This is a genomic window from Leeuwenhoekiella sp. MAR_2009_132, from assembly GCF_000687915.1.
Taxonomy (GTDB): Bacteria; Bacteroidota; Bacteroidia; order Flavobacteriales; family Flavobacteriaceae; genus Leeuwenhoekiella.
Window position 1 is genome coordinate 1,291,231 of record NZ_JHZY01000004.1, and the last position, 19,369, is coordinate 1,310,599.

The 19,369-nt window shown below is 36.2% G+C and carries 22 protein-coding genes; 5 read left to right on the top strand and 17 right to left on the bottom strand.

Annotation, left to right across the window (positions count from 1 at the left end; genetic code table 11):
* Positions 1-38: 38 nt before the first annotated feature.
* Genes P164_RS14040 through nadD form a run of 3 tightly spaced genes read left to right on the top strand, consistent with a single transcriptional unit; the run spans position 39 to position 2,063 of the window.
* Entirely contained in the window at positions 39-899 is an 861-nt protein-coding gene (locus P164_RS14040; RefSeq protein ID WP_028376968.1) for a YicC/YloC family endoribonuclease, read from the top strand.
* Position 900: 1 nt separating this feature from the next.
* Positions 901-1,476 (top strand): guanylate kinase, encoded by a 576-nt coding sequence (gene gmk, locus P164_RS14045; RefSeq protein WP_028376969.1) that lies wholly within the window; start codon positions 901-903, stop codon positions 1,474-1,476.
* 8 nt (positions 1,477-1,484) lie between these two features.
* The gene (gene nadD, locus P164_RS14050) at positions 1,485-2,063 is read left to right on the top strand and encodes a nicotinate (nicotinamide) nucleotide adenylyltransferase (RefSeq protein WP_028376970.1); all 579 of its coding nucleotides are present in this window, start codon (positions 1,485-1,487) and stop codon (positions 2,061-2,063) included.
* Between the two features lie 55 nt (positions 2,064-2,118).
* Here nadD and lysM read toward each other — a convergent pair whose 3' ends face one another.
* The gene (gene lysM / locus P164_RS14055) at positions 2,119-2,613 is read right to left on the bottom strand and encodes a peptidoglycan-binding protein LysM (RefSeq protein ID WP_028376971.1); all 495 of its coding nucleotides are present in this window, start codon (positions 2,611-2,613) and stop codon (positions 2,119-2,121) included.
* Between the two features lie 214 nt (positions 2,614-2,827).
* Entirely contained in the window at positions 2,828-3,751 is a 924-nt protein-coding gene (locus P164_RS14060; protein ID WP_028376972.1) for a hypothetical protein, read from the bottom strand.
* Between the two features lie 198 nt (positions 3,752-3,949).
* On the opposite strand from P164_RS14060, the gene P164_RS14065 reads away from it, so the two are divergent.
* Positions 3,950-4,939, top strand: coding sequence for an NAD(P)H-dependent glycerol-3-phosphate dehydrogenase (locus P164_RS14065; protein ID WP_028376973.1), 990 nt, complete (start codon positions 3,950-3,952; stop codon positions 4,937-4,939).
* Here P164_RS14065 and P164_RS14070 read toward each other — a convergent pair whose 3' ends face one another.
* The 5 genes from P164_RS14070 to P164_RS14085 all read right to left on the bottom strand — a co-directional run bounded on the left by P164_RS14070 (position 4,940) and on the right by P164_RS14085 (position 7,682).
* On the bottom strand, positions 4,940-5,335 hold the full coding sequence (locus tag P164_RS14070) for a hypothetical protein (protein WP_028376974.1): 396 nt from the start codon (positions 5,333-5,335) through the stop codon (positions 4,940-4,942). It abuts the gene before it with no gap.
* Position 5,336: 1 nt separating this feature from the next.
* On the bottom strand, positions 5,337-5,501 hold the full coding sequence (locus tag P164_RS18830) for a hypothetical protein (protein ID WP_199907792.1): 165 nt from the start codon (positions 5,499-5,501) through the stop codon (positions 5,337-5,339).
* Positions 5,502-5,566: 65 nt separating this feature from the next.
* Positions 5,567-6,583, bottom strand: a complete 1,017-nt coding sequence (gene pheS, locus P164_RS14075; protein ID WP_028376975.1) for a phenylalanine--tRNA ligase subunit alpha — start codon at positions 6,581-6,583, stop codon at positions 5,567-5,569.
* A gap of 28 nt (positions 6,584-6,611) precedes the next feature.
* Positions 6,612-7,325 carry a ceramidase domain-containing protein gene (locus tag P164_RS14080; protein WP_234405869.1) on the bottom strand — a complete coding sequence of 238 codons (714 nt, stop codon included), beginning with the start codon at positions 7,323-7,325 and terminating at the stop codon, positions 6,612-6,614.
* A complete protein-coding gene (locus P164_RS14085; RefSeq protein WP_028376977.1) occupies positions 7,326-7,682 on the bottom strand; it encodes a hypothetical protein in 357 nt (118 codons plus the stop codon).
* 48 nt (positions 7,683-7,730) lie between these two features.
* On the opposite strand from P164_RS14085, the gene P164_RS14090 reads away from it, so the two are divergent.
* Positions 7,731-8,273 (top strand): CvpA family protein, encoded by a 543-nt coding sequence (locus P164_RS14090; protein WP_028376978.1) that lies wholly within the window; start codon positions 7,731-7,733, stop codon positions 8,271-8,273.
* Between the two features lie 83 nt (positions 8,274-8,356).
* Here P164_RS14090 and P164_RS14095 read toward each other — a convergent pair whose 3' ends face one another.
* From P164_RS14095 to P164_RS14140, 10 genes are all read right to left on the bottom strand, one after another.
* Positions 8,357-9,955, bottom strand: a complete 1,599-nt coding sequence (locus tag P164_RS14095) for a SulP family inorganic anion transporter (protein WP_028376979.1) — start codon at positions 9,953-9,955, stop codon at positions 8,357-8,359.
* Between the two features lie 135 nt (positions 9,956-10,090).
* Positions 10,091-10,723 (bottom strand): carbonic anhydrase, encoded by a 633-nt coding sequence (locus tag P164_RS14100; protein WP_028376980.1) that lies wholly within the window; start codon positions 10,721-10,723, stop codon positions 10,091-10,093.
* Positions 10,724-10,816: 93 nt separating this feature from the next.
* Positions 10,817-11,110, bottom strand: coding sequence for a hypothetical protein (locus P164_RS14105; RefSeq protein WP_125411781.1), 294 nt, complete (start codon positions 11,108-11,110; stop codon positions 10,817-10,819).
* A 68-nt stretch (positions 11,111-11,178) separates the two neighbouring features.
* Positions 11,179-11,964 (bottom strand): tetratricopeptide repeat protein, encoded by a 786-nt coding sequence (locus P164_RS14110; protein WP_234405870.1) that lies wholly within the window; start codon positions 11,962-11,964, stop codon positions 11,179-11,181.
* Positions 11,961-13,703 carry a BatD family protein gene (locus P164_RS14115; RefSeq protein ID WP_316930212.1) on the bottom strand — a complete coding sequence of 581 codons (1,743 nt, stop codon included), beginning with the start codon at positions 13,701-13,703 and terminating at the stop codon, positions 11,961-11,963. The genes P164_RS14110 and P164_RS14115 overlap by 4 nt, the downstream gene beginning before the upstream one ends.
* 58 nt (positions 13,704-13,761) lie before the next feature.
* Positions 13,762-14,664 (bottom strand): tetratricopeptide repeat protein, encoded by a 903-nt coding sequence (locus P164_RS14120; protein ID WP_234405871.1) that lies wholly within the window; start codon positions 14,662-14,664, stop codon positions 13,762-13,764.
* The gene (locus tag P164_RS14125; protein WP_028376985.1) at positions 14,642-15,691 is read right to left on the bottom strand and encodes a VWA domain-containing protein; all 1,050 of its coding nucleotides are present in this window, start codon (positions 15,689-15,691) and stop codon (positions 14,642-14,644) included. Before P164_RS14125 ends, P164_RS14120 begins: the two co-directional genes overlap by 23 nt.
* 33 nt (positions 15,692-15,724) lie before the next feature.
* The gene (locus P164_RS14130) at positions 15,725-16,729 is read right to left on the bottom strand and encodes a vWA domain-containing protein (protein ID WP_028376986.1); all 1,005 of its coding nucleotides are present in this window, start codon (positions 16,727-16,729) and stop codon (positions 15,725-15,727) included.
* Complete coding sequence (locus P164_RS14135; protein WP_051621362.1) at positions 16,719-18,335, bottom strand: hypothetical protein; 1,617 nt, start codon at positions 18,333-18,335, stop codon at positions 16,719-16,721. The genes P164_RS14130 and P164_RS14135 overlap by 11 nt, the downstream gene beginning before the upstream one ends.
* Before the next feature lie 76 nt (positions 18,336-18,411).
* Entirely contained in the window at positions 18,412-19,278 is an 867-nt protein-coding gene (locus P164_RS14140; RefSeq protein WP_028376988.1) for a DUF58 domain-containing protein, read from the bottom strand.
* Positions 19,279-19,369: the final 91 nt, after the last annotated feature.

The following is a 19,369-nucleotide window of genomic DNA, read 5'->3' on the forward strand; positions in this document are numbered from 1 at the left end:
CAGCTTGTTTTGTTATCTTTGCGCACTAAATAATTCGCATGATAAAATCTATGACCGGTTTTGGGAAATCTGTTACTCAGCTTCCCACAAAAAAAATAACCATTGAGATTAAATCTCTTAACAGTAAGAGCCAGGATCTTAATGCGCGCATTCCTTCTTTCTACAGAGAAAAAGAATTAGAATTGCGAAACCTTGTTGCAAAGAAACTGGAGCGTGGTAAAATAGATTTTAGTTTATATGTTGAACTTAATGGTGAAGAAACCAGTACCTCTATAAATGCAGATGTTGTAAAACAATATATAAAGCAATTGCAAGCTGTCTCTCCAGGTGCAGATGAGGTCGAACTTTTAAAAATGGCCGTGAGACTGCCTGACGCTCTTAAAACAGAACGAGACGAGATTGACGCTGAAGAATATAAAACCATCTTAGCGGGTCTTGAAACTGCCCTAAATGCCATTGATAGTTATAGGCTTGATGAAGGCAAGGTTCTTAAAGAAGATTTTGATCTGCGTATTTCTAATATTTCGGCTTACTTAGAAGAAGTTAAAACCTTAGATCCAGAACGTATGCAAGGAGTACGCGAGCGTCTCATTAAAGCAGTAAGCGATCTAAAAACTGAAGTAGATGAAAATCGTTTTGAGCAGGAACTTACCTACTATTTAGAAAAGTACGATATCACAGAAGAGAAAGTACGTTTGAATAATCACCTAGAATACTTTCAGAAATCATTAAAATCTGCAGATTCTAATGGTAAGAAACTGGCTTTTATAAGTCAGGAAATGGGAAGAGAAATAAATACAATAGGTTCTAAATCTAATTACGCTCCAATGCAACAAGTTGTGGTGCGTATGAAAGACGAACTAGAAAAAATTAAAGAACAACTTTTAAACGTGCTTTAAAATGACTGAGGGAGGTAAATTAATTGTTTTTTCTGCGCCCAGCGGAAGCGGTAAAACAACCATTGTAAGGTGGCTTTTAGCTAAAGAAGAATTAAATCTTGAATTTAGTATCTCTGCTGCGTCACGAGAACCCAGACCCACAGAACAAGATGGAGTTGATTATTATTTTCTTTCTTTAAAAGAATTTAAACGTCGTATTAAATCTGAAGAGTTTTTAGAATGGGAAGAGGTCTACCGAGATAATTTTTACGGCACATTAAAAAGTGAAGTGGAGCGCATTTGGAAACACGGCAAACATGTGATTTTTGATATAGATGTAGTAGGTGGTTTAGATATTAAAAAATTATACCCAGAACGCACACTAGCCGTATTTGTAAAACCCCCAAGCATTGAAGAGTTAAAAATAAGATTGAAAAACCGCAAAACCGAAAGTGAAGACCGCATAAATATGCGTGTCGCCAAAGCCAGTATTGAACTTGCCACGGCACCTCAATTTGATCACATTATTGAGAATAACGATCTTGATGTTGCTTTAGAAGAAGCATATAACCTGGTTGAAAAATTTGTAAAGCACTAAAATCTGGTATGAAAATAGGGCTATACTTTGGCACTTTTAACCCTATACATATAGGGCATCTAATTATCGCTAATCACTTTGCTGAATACAGCGACCTTGATAAAATATGGATGGTTCTTACACCACACAATCCATTTAAAAAAAAGAGTAGTCTTTTAGATAATAATCACAGGTATCAACTTGTATTAGAAGCTCTAGAAGCATATCCTAAAATTGAGGCTAGCACTATAGAATTTAACCTACCACAACCTAATTATACTACAAACACCTTAGCCCATCTTAAGGAAAAATATCCGCAACACGAGTTTAGCTTGATTATGGGGGAAGACAATCTCAAAACACTTCATAAATGGAAAAACTATGAAGTTATTTTAGATAATCATGAGATTTACGTTTACCCTCGAATATCAGAAAAAAAGGAAGAAAATAATTTAATAAATCACACAAACATACACGTTGTTGATGCACCTGTTGTTGAAATTTCTTCAACATTTATTCGAAAAGCGCTTAAAGAAGGTAAAAACTGCAGGCCGCTATTACCAGATCCTGTATGGGTTTATATAGATCAAATGAATTTTTATAGATAAAAAAAATCCGCTTCAACATTGAAGCGGATTTTTTTATCTATACGTTATTTTAAACTTAATCAAGATTAGGAATACGTAACATTTGACCAGGATAAATCTTGTCTGGGTCTTTAAGCATAGGTTTGTTAGCCTCAAAAATAACAGGGTATTTCATAGCGTTGCCATAAAACTTCTTTGCTATTTTACTTAACGTATCTCCAGACTCAACAGTGTGAAATTGCGCTTCAGGCTCACTGTGATCTACTTCCATACGATCATCTACCTGAGCAATACCCTCTACGTTACCTACGACAAGTACCACTTTTTCTTTTGTTGTTTGATCTTTAGCTTTACCAGAAACAACAGCAGACTCGCCTGTAATTGTAACTTCAAGATTTTCTACCTCAAGACCTAAATCACTTATAGTCTCTTTTAAAGAAGATGCTGCCTTCTTGTTTGCTTCAGCCACTGCTGCGGCAGCTTCTGCTTTCTTCTCTGCAGCTTCTTCAGCTGTACTCTTACCGATGCCTATTTTAGCTCCGGCATTTTTAATAAATGAAAATAATCCCATAACTTTTATTTCTAGTATTAGTTAGTTTTAAGAATGTAAATTACAAAATAGCATCTTAAGAGTATAATAAGAGTAATCTAAATCTATGTAAATCTTTCAGGCTGCATTTTAGTAATGATTTTTCAACTCATTACTAAATTAAGTGCTTATAATTAAAAAAACGCCCTAAGAATAAATCTTAAAGCGTTTTTCAACTAACCAACCAAAAAATTATCTACTTCTTTAATGTCTTCATTTGCTTAATAGTTTGCTCTATTTCACTTTGCTTAACCCTACTTTTTCCCTCTTCAGGAGTTTTATAGGCAATATATCCTTTTCCTCTAAATCGATATTCTGTGCCTGATGAAGGTTGATATAACGAAATGGTAGAATCATCTAGAATAGAAAGCTCAAAAAATTCATTTTGAAAATAATCATAATCTAGCGTGAGCGTTTTTAAATAGGCATTATTAGCAACATTTTGCACTTCATAAATACCTGTATAATCCCAGTAAATAGAATTTACAGAAGTTCCGTTAGGGTCTTGCGAACTTTCAAAATTCCCACCACTTGAAGCCGGTAAAAACTGAAGGAAATTCTCTGCGTCAAATTCGTTTGAAGCCCCCTGCTGACTGGTATATATTTTCTCCCACGCTGCATATTCCTGTAAAAAGAAATGTATGTTGTCGTAAAAGATGCGGTCGTAATCAAAATTGTTACGTTGATATCCTTTAAGAATATATGAAGTTCGTAAAGGTCTGTTGTACAATTCTATGCTTCCGTTTGCTAACAAGCTTACTTCAAAAGAGTAAAAACCATCTATATCGTGACTTATATCAAGGTCGTAATCAAACAGATCATAATAACCCACCGGAATGCCAAAACCATTACCCTGATCACCTATTGCAACCAGATTGTTATTTGCTCTTAAGTTTCCGTTTATAAATGATAACGTAAATGCTTTTTCCATAAAAGGAATTGCTCCATTTCCTTTAGTAAGATCTATATCTACATACCACAATTCGTATGCATTAAGAACTTCACCAAGAGATATCTGTGGTTCATTGATTACCTCATCCTCTAAATATACATCTGTATAACACGATGTAAACATTGAAAGTATAAGAGCAAAACCGCTAAGTAATTTTATAGTTCTCATAATTATAAGTTTTTAAGTTAATAACTCAGGGAATCGTTTTCTAAATAACTATTCCTGAAAATTCTTAGCATTGACGTCTGGCTTGTGAATTATATTAACTGTTAACCAAACCGCGTGCCAAAAAATAATGGAGGTGGTTTTCAAGGTTTTAGGTGGGCTAGAAAATCTGTATTTTTGAGGTAGTAAACAAATTAGATTATGAGCTTAAAATTTGGGGTTTTAGGAGGCGGAAGTTGGGCAACGGCAATTGTAAAAATGTTATCAGAAAACCTGAATGAAGTAGGTTGGTACATGCGTAGTAATTATGCTTTAGAACACATCAAGAAAGAACAGCACAATCCCAATTACCTAAGTGCGGTAGAGTTTAATCCTGCACAATTAAAACTAAGTAATGATATTAATGAAATTATTGAATACGCAGACTATTTAATATTTGCGATACCATCTGCTTTTGTGGGTAAAGAATTAGAACAGGTAACCGCTAGTTTTAAGGATAAAATAGTTTTTTCGGCTATTAAAGGTATTGTACCTGAAACGGGTCAAATTGTAGGGGCTCATTTTCACGATAAATATGACATCCCTTTTGAAAACATAGGAGTAATTACCGGTCCTTGTCACGCAGAAGAAGTGGCTCTTGAGCGTCTTTCATACCTCACAATTGCCTGTGCAGATGAAGCCCATGCTAAAGTAATGGCAAAACATCTTAGCAGTGATTATATTAAAACCACAATAAGCGATGACACTATAGGTACCGAGTATGCTGCAATGCTTAAAAATATTTACGCGATTGCTGCCGGTATTGCGCACGGGCTGGGTTATGGAGATAATTTTCAAAGCGTATTAATGAGCAATGCGATACGCGAGATGAAAAAGTTTATCAAAAAAGTACATAAAATGAAACGTAACATTAATGATTCTGCTTACTTAGGAGATTTATTAGTTACAGGTTATTCTGTTTTTAGCCGCAATAGAATGTTTGGAAATATGATAGGTAAAGGCTACACGGTTAAAAGCGCTCAAATGGAAATGAGTATGGTTGCTGAAGGCTACTATGCAGCAGAAAGTGCTTTTAAAATAAATGAGAAGTTAGGCGCAAAAACGCCAATTATAGATGCTGTTTACGATATTCTTTACAAGGGAAAAGACCCTAAAAAGACATTTATAAAACTTACTGAAAAAGTAGATTAATTACTCAGCCAGGATGCCTTCTTTCAGCATAGCAGGCACAGGTCCCAGATTTTGATCTTTAATGCTGCCCGCAGTAAACACAAAGGTTTTCTCGTAGAGCTTTCCTCCTAAGAAATAGGTGACTGCAAACTGGTTTGTTAGTTCAAGGACACCGTCTTCAATAAATTCAATTTTAGCAAAGGCTTTTGAAGGTAGCTTTTCTAATTTATGACGCATTTGACTCGTCACTTGATCTGCACTATAACCATCAGAAACAATCATGACCAATTCTAATGGCTCGTCTGTATTGTTTATAATATAAGCATTCCAGTCTGTAGTGCGATGTTCTTCATTAAACTCCTTTACCGCAGCAACGTAAACATCGTAAACCTCAGGTATATCTATATCTTTACGCATATTAGTCGTTTACTTTCCACATAATCCAGAGGGCCAAAAGCGCAATTGCCATAATCCCTAAGAATATACTGCCTATCATAATTTTAATAGCTGCTATGACAAAAGTCAAATAAGCTACAGCGACAAGTGCGATAGCAAGAACCGCAATTACAAGATACTTTTTCATAGCAACTACAAATTTTTTAAACCCGGGGAAAAAGTTCCGCAGGAAGGATGTGAAATTATTAAGGATTAAAGAGCGCTCTTAAACTGATTTAAAAAACGTAAATCATTTTCACTAAGTAAACGAATGTCTGATATCTGATGTAATAATAATGCGATACGATCTATACCCATACCAAATGCGAACCCACTGTATTCTTTAGAGTTTATACCGCAATTTTCAAGTACGTTAGGATCTACCATTCCGCAGCCCATTATTTCTAACCATCCGGTTCCCTTTGTCATTTTATAATCTGTCTCAGTCTCCAGACCCCAGTATACATCTACTTCTGCACTAGGTTCTGTAAATGGAAAATAAGAAGGTCTTAAGCGTATTTTACTTTTTCCAAACATCTCTGTCGTAAAATGCTGAAGCGTTTGCTTTAAGTCTGCAAATGAAACATCTTTATCTATATACAAGCCTTCTACCTGATGAAAAAAGCAATGTGACCGTGCAGAAATTGCCTCGTTGCGGTAAACACGTCCCGGTGATATGGTACGTATAGGCGGCTTATTGGCTTCCATATAGCGCACCTGTACAGATGAAGTATGTGTACGCAACAACACATCTGGATTAGTTTGTATAAAAAAGGTGTCCTGCATATCACGGGCAGGGTGGTATTCTGGCAAGTTTAGTGCTGTAAAGTTATGCCAGTCATCTTCAATCTCAGGACCTTCAGACACGTCAAAGCCTATACGCGAAAATATATCTATGATTTGATTCTTAACAATAGATATGGGATGGCGTGAACCCAATACTACAGGCTCTCCAGGTCTGGTTAAATCACCATAAACCCCATTATCTTCTGCTACCTCCAGGCTGGCCTTTAAGGCATCTACTTTCTCCTGAACTACGGTTTTAAGAGTGTTAATCGTTTGACCAAACTCTTTTTTCTCTTCGTTGGGTATATTCTTAAATTCAGAGAAATACTCATTGAACAGGCCTTTCTTCCCTAAAAATTTAATTCTGAAAGATTCTGTTTCCTCAAGTGAAGTAGTTGTAAACGCTTCCGCTTCTGCAATAAGCTCTTTTATTTTTTCTAGCATAATTCCTTTAAATTAGGAAGGCACAAATTTAAGAAATATAGGTGGCTTGGGCTTTATTGTCTCTAAAAATATATAAGAGTATAAAGAAAACAGCTGTGCCGCCAAAGAGGTGCCATAACCAATGGGTTCCCATCCAAAATATTTCAAAATCAAGTCTGTTGTCAAGTACTCTAAACGCTACTGCAAAGCCAAAAATCACAAAAGCAATGATTGCGGGGCGTGCATTGCGCCAGTTTGTTTTAGATAAATATCCTATTATAGGTATGAGTATGGTAAGCGCACTTATTAAATATCCCAGGTTATGTTCTAAGCTTTCACTTACTGGTAAGTACCTCAAGCCTATAAAAGCAATACCTATTGCAATTATAAAAAACAGACGTTTCTTCCAGGTATCTTTCCATTTAAAAACAAAATACAGTATAGCCGCAAAACTAAGACCTCGTATAGGTACCCAATCAATAAGCAAATACGCCTCAGAACTGCGAAGCCCGTGGTATAATGTGCCTCCTATATACCCTATAAATATAAAGGGAATCGTAAGCATTAAAAACCATTGCTTTTGCGGTTCTTTATAGATACGTATCCCAAAATAGATAACGATAAATAGAAAAATGAGGTTACTATACGTGTTAAAAGGCTCTACAGGAAATCGCCCTGCAATGGTCTCTTTATAGATGGGGCCGGTATCATTAGGAAATACATCTTGCAATAGCGCTAATAACATAGGTTGAATTACTTTCAATTAATGAACTAATTCTTTTTCTAAAAAATACTGCACAATTGCCTCTTTCATAAGCAGCGCTTGTTCACCTGCTTTAAGGGTAGGTAATTGATCTATAACCTCATAATGAGGCCAACCATCTGCGTCTTGATAATCAAACTTATAATAGCCGAAAGGCTCTAACAATCTGCAGATTGCAATATGCATTAAATCAAGCTTATCGTCTTTTTTAAATTTTTTACCGGGTTGTCCCAATTCCTGCACTCCTATTAAATATATAATCGCATCAAGATCTAAAGTATCACCGTCTGCAAATCGTGCAGAGAGTTTAGTTACTATCTGATCCCAGCGCTCTTTAAGTTGTTCATCTCTTGCCATAGCCGCAAATATAGTCAACAAGCTTCTTAAAAATAGTATCTTTAACGCATGAACTATCTTGATATTATTCTAGGAATTTTTTTGATTCTAGGGCTTTATAAAGGCATTAAAAACGGACTCTTAATTGAATTAGCATCAATAATTGCTTTAGTGATTGGCATCTACGGTGCTATTCACTTTTCATATTACGCTGTAGATTATCTTAACGATAAAGTAGCGTGGAGTGAACATACCATAAATCTACTTGCCTTTGCACTTACCTTTATCACCATCGTACTCATAATTAGTTTGGCTGGGCGCTTATTAACTAAAGTTGCTTCATTAATAATGCTAGGTATAGTAAATAAAATTTTAGGTGGTCTATTCGGTATACTTAAAGTTGCTTTTATACTAAGTGTAATTCTTATGTTTAGCTCTGCATTTACGATGACTCTTATAGATGAAAAAATTAGAGAAGAGTCTGTTGTTTACAATGCCATACAGCCTATAGCTCCATTAGTACTTCCTAATTTACTCAGAGAAGTAGATAAATTAAAAACCGAAAAACCAGAATCTAATGAAGATTCTCAATTACAACTTGAATCGGCTTAGTTTAGAAATAGTGTTAAACAGAATGTTATTAATAAAAAAACGCCGGTAAATTACCGGCGTTTTGAATTTGTACAAAGTGTTTGTTATGCTGAAACTTTCAAGTTATCTTTCTTTTCCTGATTGAAAAACTGCTCGTAACTTTCGGGGTTTTCAATTGTACCGCGCTCAGAGATAATCTTGACATTAATATTTTTATCCTGCGCTCTAAATCTGAAATCATCTAGAATTTCTATGATATCCTGATCTAAATAACGTGTTTTGCGTACGTCAACCTCTAAATATGAATTTTCATGAAGTTTGTTTAACTCTTTCATAATCGCTCCCTTATTTATAAAAGTCACTTCTTCGGCTAATGTCATTTTTACAATATCAAGACCTGTTTCCTCTTCTCTTACAATATGTAAGAAATGTGAATTTTGATAATTCTTAATAAGAATAACAACAATACCTACAGCCAGACCCAAACTAATACCCACAAGTAAGTCTGCAAATACGATACCTAATACCGTTATGATAAAGGGAATAAATTGTTTCCAACCCAGCGTCCACATACGCTTAAAAGTAGAAGGCTTAGCAAGCTTATAACCCACTAAAAATAATACCGCTGCCAAGACAGAAAGTGGTATTAAATTAAGAACATTAGGCACCAGAATCACAGAAATTAATAATAAGAATCCATGAATTATTGCAGACATTTTAGTTTGCCCACCAGATTGAATATTTGCAGAGCTACGTACGATTACCTGGGTAATAGGCAAACCTCCTATCATCCCAGAAATTATATTACCGGCACCTTGAGCAAAAAGTTCACGGTTTGTAGGCGTTGTACGTTTTTTAGGATCTAGTTTATCTGTTGCTTCAACACAGAGCAAAGTTTCCAGACTCGCGACCAGGGCAAGCGTAAATGCAGTGATCCAGATTTGAGGCTCTGTAATAACACTAAAATTAGGAAATGTAAATTGCCCTATAAATGAACTAAAATCATCTGGCACAGGTACTTTTACAAGATGATCATTAGAAATACCCCAGGCTTCAGAATCCTGTGTAAATACATAATAAAGAATACCTAACACTACGGCAACTAATGGTCCCTGAATTAACTTAAATATTTTACCTTTTTTGCTAAGTACAACATCCCATAGCACTAAAATAAACATCGCGATAAATGCTATTGCTGTTGCACCCGGGCTTATACTATCAAATATCTGCCCTATTTCAGTAAACGTATTTCTACCATCTACCTGAAAAAAAGCCCAGTCTCCTTCTGGATCTGCATCATAACCAAAAAAGTGTGGAATTTGTTTAAGTATGATAATAATTCCTATACCGGTAAGCATTCCTTTAATTACTGATGATGGAAAATAATATCCTATAATACCGGCTTTTAGAAGACCAAATATCAACTGAATGACCCCTCCAAGAACTACAGCAACTAATAAGTTTTCATACCCGCCTAAGGTAGATATAGCCACTAAAACTATCGCAGATAAACCTGCCGCAGGACCACTAACCCCCAGACTAGAACCGCTCATTGCACCTACTACAATACCGCCAACAATACCCGCAATTAGACCTGAAAAGAGTGGAGCACCACTTGCTAAAGCAATTCCTAAACACAAGGGTAGCGCTACAAAAAACACCACGACACTCGCCGGGAAGTCGTTTTTTAAATTTTTAAACATAAGCTTAGTATTAAAAATGAGAATTTCAGTTCAAGTCATACGCTTTGCGCAGCACATAAAACTGAAATTGAAAAATGAGAATTTTATGCAGCTTTACACTACACAAATTGATTTTTTACCGAAAACTAGATGTCATTACAACTCGTCTAATCTGTAAATTTCCATGATGTTTTTAAGAATTGCATCAAAATCAATTTTCAAATCGATCAGTTTTCCCGAATGAATATCGAAAACCCACCCATGAACTGTAAGCTTACGCTTGCGTATTGCCTTTTGTACATCTGAAGTTTTGATCACATTTACACACTGCTCCTGAACATTAAGCTCAACAAACTTTTTATAACGTTCTTCCTCGTTTTCAATAAGATTAAGTTCGTCTTTATGAATACGGTATACATCACGTATGTTACGCAACCACGGGTTTAAAATACCCAGGTCTGCAGATTGCATTGCTGCTTTAACACCACCACAATAATAATGGCCACATACCACAACATGCTCAACCTCTAGATGCTCTACAGCATAATTAATTACAGACATGGAGTTTAAGTCTGTATTAGGTACCATGTTAGCAATATTACGATGTACAAAAACGTCACCCGGGCCCACGCCCATAAGTTCTTCAGAAGAAACTCTACTATCGCTACAACCTATATATAAAATTTTTGGGGATTGCCCTTCAGACAATTGTTTGAAGTAATTAGGTTCTGACTTTAAACGACTTGCAACCCACTCTTTATTATTTTCGAAAATTTTTGAAATGTCCATTTTGATATTTTTTAGTTTAAAATGTATTTAATTAAATATGCAATTAAATTGATGCTATACTGAAATTAAAAAAATAATTTCTATACCATCTTATTAAACTAATCGTGGAGGTGGGGATACAGGATCTAAATATACAGAGCACTCAATTGAATTATTATGAAAAAATAAAGCCGTTTTCTGCTCTGTCAAGAATGTATTTATAATTAAAATCGAACTTATTAATTTAACGTCTTTTTCAAAATTCTGATTAAAACCTTTTCCAGTATTTTCTTCCTCTAAAACAGACACTACCAGCACTTTATCACCACGATTAAGATAGGATACAACAACAGGTGTGACTAAAAATGTCACAAATAGAATTAAAAAAAATACGGATTGTTGTTTCAACGTTTTTAAAAAATTAAAAAACAAATTTAGAAAAGCTCCTTGTATTTCAAGTCAATAATAAAATAAATCTAAAGAATCTTTATAGCAACACTAGCAACCCAACCTTCTTTACCATCAGCAAGTCGTATTAATTGCCAATCGTCTTTTTGTTCAAGTACTCTAACTTTAGTACCCTCATGTAAAATAAAAGTCTGCTCGCTGGTGTTGTTCGGTTCACTTTTTACTTCCGCCTCCGGCGAAAAAACAATAGCAAATTCCCTATTATTTTCATTTGATTTTGCCTGAAAACTAAGAGCTAAACTCAATACTCCTAGCCCCAGTGCTACAAAAGACACTGTGAAGAAAATACGCTTACTACCTACTCCCTTATTAAAAAAATAGATTAAAAAACTCAGTGTAAATATGAGTATAAATACCACCGTTACGGTTGCCCAGCCATCTATAGTAAAAATACCCAGAATCTGATTATACCATTTTTTAAATATATTTTGCGGCAACGGGGTTATCGCATCTATGGTCATATTTTGGGCAAACTGTAAATTGTTTTTAATCTCTTTATCGTTAGGTTTTAAAGCCAGTGCTTTCTCATAATTATAGACACTTGCTGCTATACGGTTAAGTTTATAATTAGCATTAGCCAGATTATAATATACCGCGGCAGAAGCGTAACCCGACTCTAGTACTTTCTCATAATTAACAATAGCTGCTTCAAAATTATTCTGTGCATACTGGGAGTTTCCGGTTTCAAATAATTGCTCAGGAGTTTGAGCAAAGCTGCTGCTTATCGTTACTACTCCCAAGAACAGAACAAGAATTAAGTTGCGATAGGTATAATACATATTCTGTGTTATCATAATTGCTTATCAATTTCAGAGATTACACTGCCGGCATTGTTATAATCCTGTTGCATAGCATCTATACTCGCAGGTGTATATCGTGCAAATTCACAACTCTCAAGTAACTTAATAAAATCTGCGGTAGTACTCACGTTTGCGCCACGCTCCTGTAGTAATTTACTTATGCGCTCTTTACTCATATCACTGGTCTGAATATTTAAGCGTGCTTTTAAGAAATTATGTAATGACTTCTCTAAAGCAAGATAAAACGCTTTCTGGTCTCCTAAATTTTTCTTTGCTTCTCCTAGATATTTTCGGGCAAGTTTATCTGCCTTACGCAGCCTGTTACCCTTGATATCATTTTGATAAGCTTCACGCTTACGACCAAAAAATATAGCAAACGGAATTAAAACTAACGGAGTTGCAAGTAGTCCCCAAAACAGCTTACTCATAAAGAATGAATCTTTATTTTGAGCTACTAAATCTGCTTCCGATTTAATATAGTTAAATTGAACAGCTGCTTTTACAGGAGATTTATTCACTCCACTAGCCGAAGCTAGAGCATCTGGCCCATTTTCTACAGTAATTACAATCTCGTCACTACTTACCGTATTGTATCGCTCTGTTGCGGGATCAAAATAAGAAAAGCGTATGGGCGGTATAGGATAAGCTCCTTTGCGTTGTGGAACAATCGTATAACGCTCTTCATTTTTACCGGTCATACCAGATAAAGATACGTTTACATCCTGTAAATTTTCGGGCTCATAAACCTCTAGAGCACTAGGTAATGTAGGCTTAGGAAGTTTAAAGAGTTTTAAATTTCCGTTTCCTTTTGCAGTAAGTGTCAAATCTAATGCATCCTGGGCATCCAGTTTAGTTTTACTGGCAGTTACACTAAAATCAAATTTACCTACAGCTCCTGTAAAATTATCGGGCTTACCTGCTTCTGGCAATTCTCTAACTTTTATTGTTCTCTTAGGTGCAGACACTGTTATTTGTGCCGGTCGCGTAATGCGCATACCAAAAATATCGCGTCTGTTTGTAGGTGCTTCAACATTAATATTGAGCGCAAGCGATTCAATATCCAATTCACCTGTTTTTTGAGGATATAATAAGGTTCTTCTCAAAATCACATACCGATATGGCTTGCCGTTAAAGGTCCCGTCGTACACTTTAAATTGCTTCTCATCTAAGCTTTGACTCCAGAAATCGGCAAACTTGGGAGCGTCTATTTCATTCCATCCGTTTACAGCTGTTTCGCGAGAAACATACAGCTTATAAACAACGGTGATCGCTTCATTTAAATAGGGATTAGATTTAGAAACCTCAGCAACTAGATGCACATTTTCGGCCGCAGAAGATGCGGGATCATTAGGATCTTTAGCCAGATCTACTGCTCCCGTAACATTTATTTCTATGGGTAGGGTTTTATAAACTGTATTATTTATCTCAATTTCTGCAGCACCTATTTGCAACTTACCCGTGCCTTTAGGCTGTAAAAAATACGAGAATGTCTTAGAAAAACTAGATTTACCGTTTATCCATTGTTTGCTAATAGATTGATTAGGTCCACCTACAACTACAAACCCTTGAAAACTGGGAGGTCTAAAGTTGTCTCCATCTTCATTCATCTCAAAATCTACACGTAAGCGCTCATTAACTCCTAATGTTTCTTTACTAACTACGGCATCAAACTTTACCTGAGACCAGGCAGAGAAACCGGCAAAAAAAACAATCAGCAAAAATTTTAGCTTCATCTTCATTATAACTTCTGCTTTGCCTTAAACAGGCTAAATTTATATACAACTCTGTTAATTACCAGTCTTTGTCTGTTTTGACTTTGGCTCCTTTAACTTTCTGGGCATTCATTTTATCCTGAACTTTATTTTCCTCATTCTTCATTGCCTCAAGTAAACTTTTTACCTGCTGTGGTGACAATTGACCCTGCCCGGGTTGTGGCTGAGGTTGTTCTTTAGGCTTATCGCCGTCTTTACCATCTTTAGGTTTATCACCTTCTTTATCTTCAGGCTTACCTTTCTCATCTTTATTCTCGTCGCCCTTATCCTTTTTATCGCCTTCATCATCAGAATCTTTTGGCTTGCCATCATCACTTTTCTCATCGTCGCCGTCCCCATTTTTGTCTTTTTGGTCGTCGCCTTTGTCTTTATTATCATCTTTCTGATCATCACCGCCGCCTCCGCCGTTTTTCTCTTCTTCTTTTTTAGCAAGAGCTAGATTATAACGGGTTTCTTCATCTGTAGGATCATTGCGTAGAGCATTTTTATAAGCTTCAACTGCTTTCTTATAATCTTTTTGCTGATAAAAAGCATTGCCTAAATTATGAAAGGCTTTATGTTTTTCGGCTTTAGTTTGTGCAACCTCAGCAGCCTGAATGTAACGCGTCATCCCTTCTGCATATTTTTTATTGCGATAGTAGTTATTACCCATATTGTATTTTGCAGTTGCATTAGCAGGATTCTTAGCCACTGCTTTTCTATACGCTGTTTCTGCGGAAGTAAATTCTTTAGAAACAAACGCTTCGTTGCCATCTGCAACAAAATCCTGCGCCTCTAAAATTGCAGGATCTGGTTTATCGCTTTGTGCCGAAGCACTTAAGGATATTAGAACTATTAAAATTCCTAAATAATGTATTTTATTTAATAGGTTATGTCTCTTCATCATCATCAACTTTTGTTTAAGACTTAGTTGTATTCTCATTAAACAAATTCAATTTTCGCACCCAGGCAGTTTTACGCTCTAAAAGGAATACATCTAAAACAAGCAACAATAATGCCGCTCCTAAAAACCACTGAAACTGATCTTTAAAGTCTGCAAATTGTTTTGCTTCAAACTCCTTTTTATCCATTTGATTGAGTGCAGTACCCATCTTATCTACGACTTCCTGAGTACTATTCCCATTTATATACTCACCATTTGCCGAAGCAGCAATCTCTTGCAAAATTGCAGGATCTAGCTTAGTAATTACCGTTTCTCCATTTTGGTCTTTTTTATAAGATTGAATAACACCATTACGTTTCAACGGGATGCGGTCACCAGCCTCTGTACCCACACCAATTGTAAAAATTCTAATACCTACTTCTTCAGCAGATTCTGCGATAGCGGCAACATCACCTTCATGATCTTCGCCATCTGAGATAATTACCAAAACGCGATTTGTCTGCTCCTCATCATTATAATAGGTTTTAGCGAGCTCAATAGCATCTTTAATTGCGGTTCCCTGGCTCGATAACATATCTGTATTCATCGAGTTGAGAAACATTTTTGCACTGCTGTAATCTGTTGTTATAGGCAACTGCGGATATGCGCTCCCTGCATAAGCGATAATGCCTACTCGGTCACTTCCCAGATTATTAATAACCTGCGCGACAAGTTGTTTTGCTTTATCTATACGACTTGGTGCGATATCTTCAGCATCCATACTTTTAGATACATCCACAGCAAAGACTACATCTACCCCTTCTCGTTTTACCGTCTCAAGCTTGGTTCCTATTTTGGGATTAACCAGCGCAATCACCATAAATGCAATTGCCAAACAAATTATAACCAACTTGAATACCGGCTTAAAAACAGAGCGATTAGGTGTTAACTGATTAAATAACGTTCTATTTGCTGCAAATCGTTTTTGAGCGCTACGTTTCCATAATGCAACAGCAAAAAAAAGTACTACTACCAGCGGAATTACCAGTAGCGCCCAAAACCATATTTTTTCTTCTAGTAAATACACAAACTCAATTATTATTGTTATTACTATTTCTAACTATACAAAACTTCTGAAAACTGTATTTCTAAGCAACAACTCAAACAGTAGAAGCAAACCTGCCAAAATTACTAATGGACGATACTTTTCTTCGTAATTAGTGTACTTAAACTCCTCAACATCTGTCTTCTCAAGCTTATTAATCTCAGCATAAATCTCCTCAAGAGACTCATTATCTGTAGCTCTAAAGTAGAGCCCGCCAGTTTTATCTGCGATTTCTTTAAGCAGGGCCTCATCAATTTCTACAGGAATACTCCCATATTGAAAACTGCCATCTGGCCGTAGAGCTACAGGAGAAAGCGCAGTACCATTTGTACCTAAACCTATTGTATAAACTTTAATACCAAACTCTACCGCTAGTTCACTTGCTGTAACCGGCTCAATAAAGCCCGCATTATTAACACCATCTGTCATTAAAATAATGACTTTACTTTTTGCTTTACTGTCTTTTAAACGGTTTACTGAAGTTGCAAGCCCCATACCTATTGCAGTACCTCCTTCAATAATACTGTTGTACCTAATGTCATTTAGCGAACTCAACACTATACTTTTATCACTTGTGATGGGTGTACGGGTATAACTTTCACCGGCATATTCTACCAGACCTATACGATCATTAGGGCGTTGTTTAATAAACTCTGCAGCCACATCCTTAAGCGCCTCAAGTCTGTTTGGCCTTAAGTCTTTTGCAAGCATACTTGCAGACACATCTATTGCGATAGCAATATCAATACCTCGTGTGGTTTTCGTTCGCGTAGAAACATCTACAGTGCGAGGCCGCGCCAGAGCTACAATGATAAAGGCTATAGCGAGAAGTCTTAATACAAAAAGAATAGACCTTAATTTTGCTAAAAAACCGCTTCCCGCTTTAAACCCTTTTAAGCTAGAAATTTTGACCTGCGCAGTTACTTTATTACGTTTAACGAAATACCAGACTGCTACTACCGGAATTAGTAACAGCAACCAAAAAAACTCAGGATTTTGAAATTCAAAATTACTTAACATCGGTAGGTACTGTTTTTTGTAATTCTACAGAATTAATGATACGTGCTGCCATATCTATAGCATATTTATCATCATCTCGCCAGGCGACAAGAACTTGCTGCAATACTCCCGGAGCAGTAAATAATAACATCTCGTAAGTACCTGGACTAAATTTCTTATTATTTAGTGCGTCAGGAAATGCTCCTGAGCCAAACACACGAAGTCCCTTTGTTCCTTCGGGTGTGGTATATTCTTCTGTTTTTACGATAAGATTTTTTGCACCGCTTGCTTCTAAAGTACTTATAAAACCTTGAGTTGCTTTTTCTAAATCTGCCTCTTGATTTCCGCCATAGCGGGTATTATTAACAACGACATAAAATTGATCGATTAAGCTTCCGTAGGTAAAGGTGCTCATATCCATCTGTGTTCTTAATGAATCTGGAATAGGAATGTCATTACGTTCAAGAATACGTGGTGTGCTTACAATAACTGGAGGATAGCCATATTCACTACGCACCCACTCGCCTTCTAATAAGTCTTTTGAAGGATGACCTATAAAATTATCTTTTACAAAATCAAAACCTTTAACCGCAATTAAAATACCAGTTGCAAGTACCAGAATAGTAAATACCCCTACAATACCTGAAATAATTAGTCTATGCTTTCTACGTTTTGCCAGTGCCTCGCGATAAGCAGCATCCCGCATTAACTCTTCTTCTGTAGGTGCCGGAATTGCTTCTTTTGTTTCTTTAACAATCTCTTCTGCTACAATACGATCTGCTTCAGCCTGACCACTTCTCGGCGACATACGCGCAAACTTACTAAGGTCTGCTCGTTTTAAAATCTGATCTAGTTTGAGAATAGTTTCTTTACTCAGGTCTATTTTACCCAGTTGTTTTTCCTGTAATAATTTATCTATTAATTCTGCCGAAGTACTTTCCATAGAACGGCTGTAAACTTCTTCATCAAGATAACGTCTAACAATATCTGTAAGTTTAGAATAGTAAGCTTTAGTAATCTCATGTTGCTCTATACCGCGAGCGGGTTCTTTAAATTCTTCGTCAAGTTTTCGCAATGAAAATAAAGCTTGCTCAAAAGGTGGTAATTTGCGTTCTGCCTCTGCTTTTTTACGGCTTCTACGTATTATAAAATATAAGAACACTCCTATAAGTAACGCAATAATTAAAAAATACAGCAGATATTCCCACACTTTACTGGTAGCGTGATCAACCTCAACAATATCTTTAATATCATAAAGACCTTGTTTTGTGGTATCTACCTGCACATTATTAACCTCAACAGCAATAGAATCTGTGTAAAAAGGCTGTTGGTTTATCGTAACAAGTTGGCGTGGTATGGTGTAAGAGCCACTATCAAATTGGGTAAGGCCATAGCGCTTTATTAGACTCATTTTTGCACCGGCAAATGAGGTATCTACTTTATACGACTCAATCATCTCTAAAGGAGAAAAAGTTTGTCCTTCGGGAAAAATCACAAGATCCTTAGCGTCTGCCTCTACTTGAAATTCATACGTGATTTGCGCTCCTATACGTATAGAAGTACTGTCTATAGTACCTTTAACTTGTTGTGCCTGTGAGATTCCTATTCCGATAAAAAACAGTATCAAGAACAAGAATCTCTTTTTGCAAGCACTTGCGGTAATACTATTTAGGGATGTATTGGGGTTATTATTCATTATACTCTTATCCTCTTCGTTTAAAATAACCTAATAATTTTTTTACATAACTCTCATCGGTACGCACGTCTATAACGCCTGCACCACTGCGTGTAAAGCTTTCTTTGTAATACGCAACCCGCTCTTTATAATATTTTGAGTAGTTGTTACGTACGCTTTTAGAGGTTGTATTTACAAGAAGTAACTCGCCGGTCTCTTCATCTTCCATCTGCACAACACCTAAACTTGGGATCTCTTCTTCGCGCTGGTCGTAGATACGAATTCCTGTTATATCATGGCGCTTTGCAGCGATTTTCATAGTGTCTCGGTAACCGTCTGCAATAAAGTCTGAAAGCACAAAAACAATTGCCTTTTTCTTCATCACGCTCGAAAGAAACTTTAGAGCCTGCGCAACATCAGTTTGTTTGCTTTTTGGTTTAAATTCTAGTAATTCACGTATAATACGTAAAACGTGAGATTTTCCTTTTTTAGGCGGAATATAAAGTTCGATGCCATCAGAAAATAGAATCAATCCTATTTTATCATTATTCTGCATCGCCGAAAAAGCTAATGTTGCAGCAACCTCGGTCACGATTTCAGATTTAAACTGCTGGTCTGTACCAAAGAATTCTGAGCCACTTACATCTGCAACAAGCATCATCGTAAGTTCGCGCTCCTCTTCAAAAACTTTTACATAAGGTTCGCTGTAACGCGCGGTAACATTCCAATCTATATTACGTACATCATCTCCAAACTGATATTGACGCACCTCACTAAAGGTCATCCCACGACCTTTAAATGTAGAATGATATTCACCACCAAAAATATGATCAGATAACCGTCTGGTCTTGATCTCTATTTTGCGTACTTTTTTTAAAAGCTCTTTAGTATCCATAAACCCGCTCTTCCTTAATCCTTTTTCTTAAAAAGAAAAAAGTATTGCTTTTCAGTTTTAATTAAATTTTCAATTTTACTTTGAATTTTTA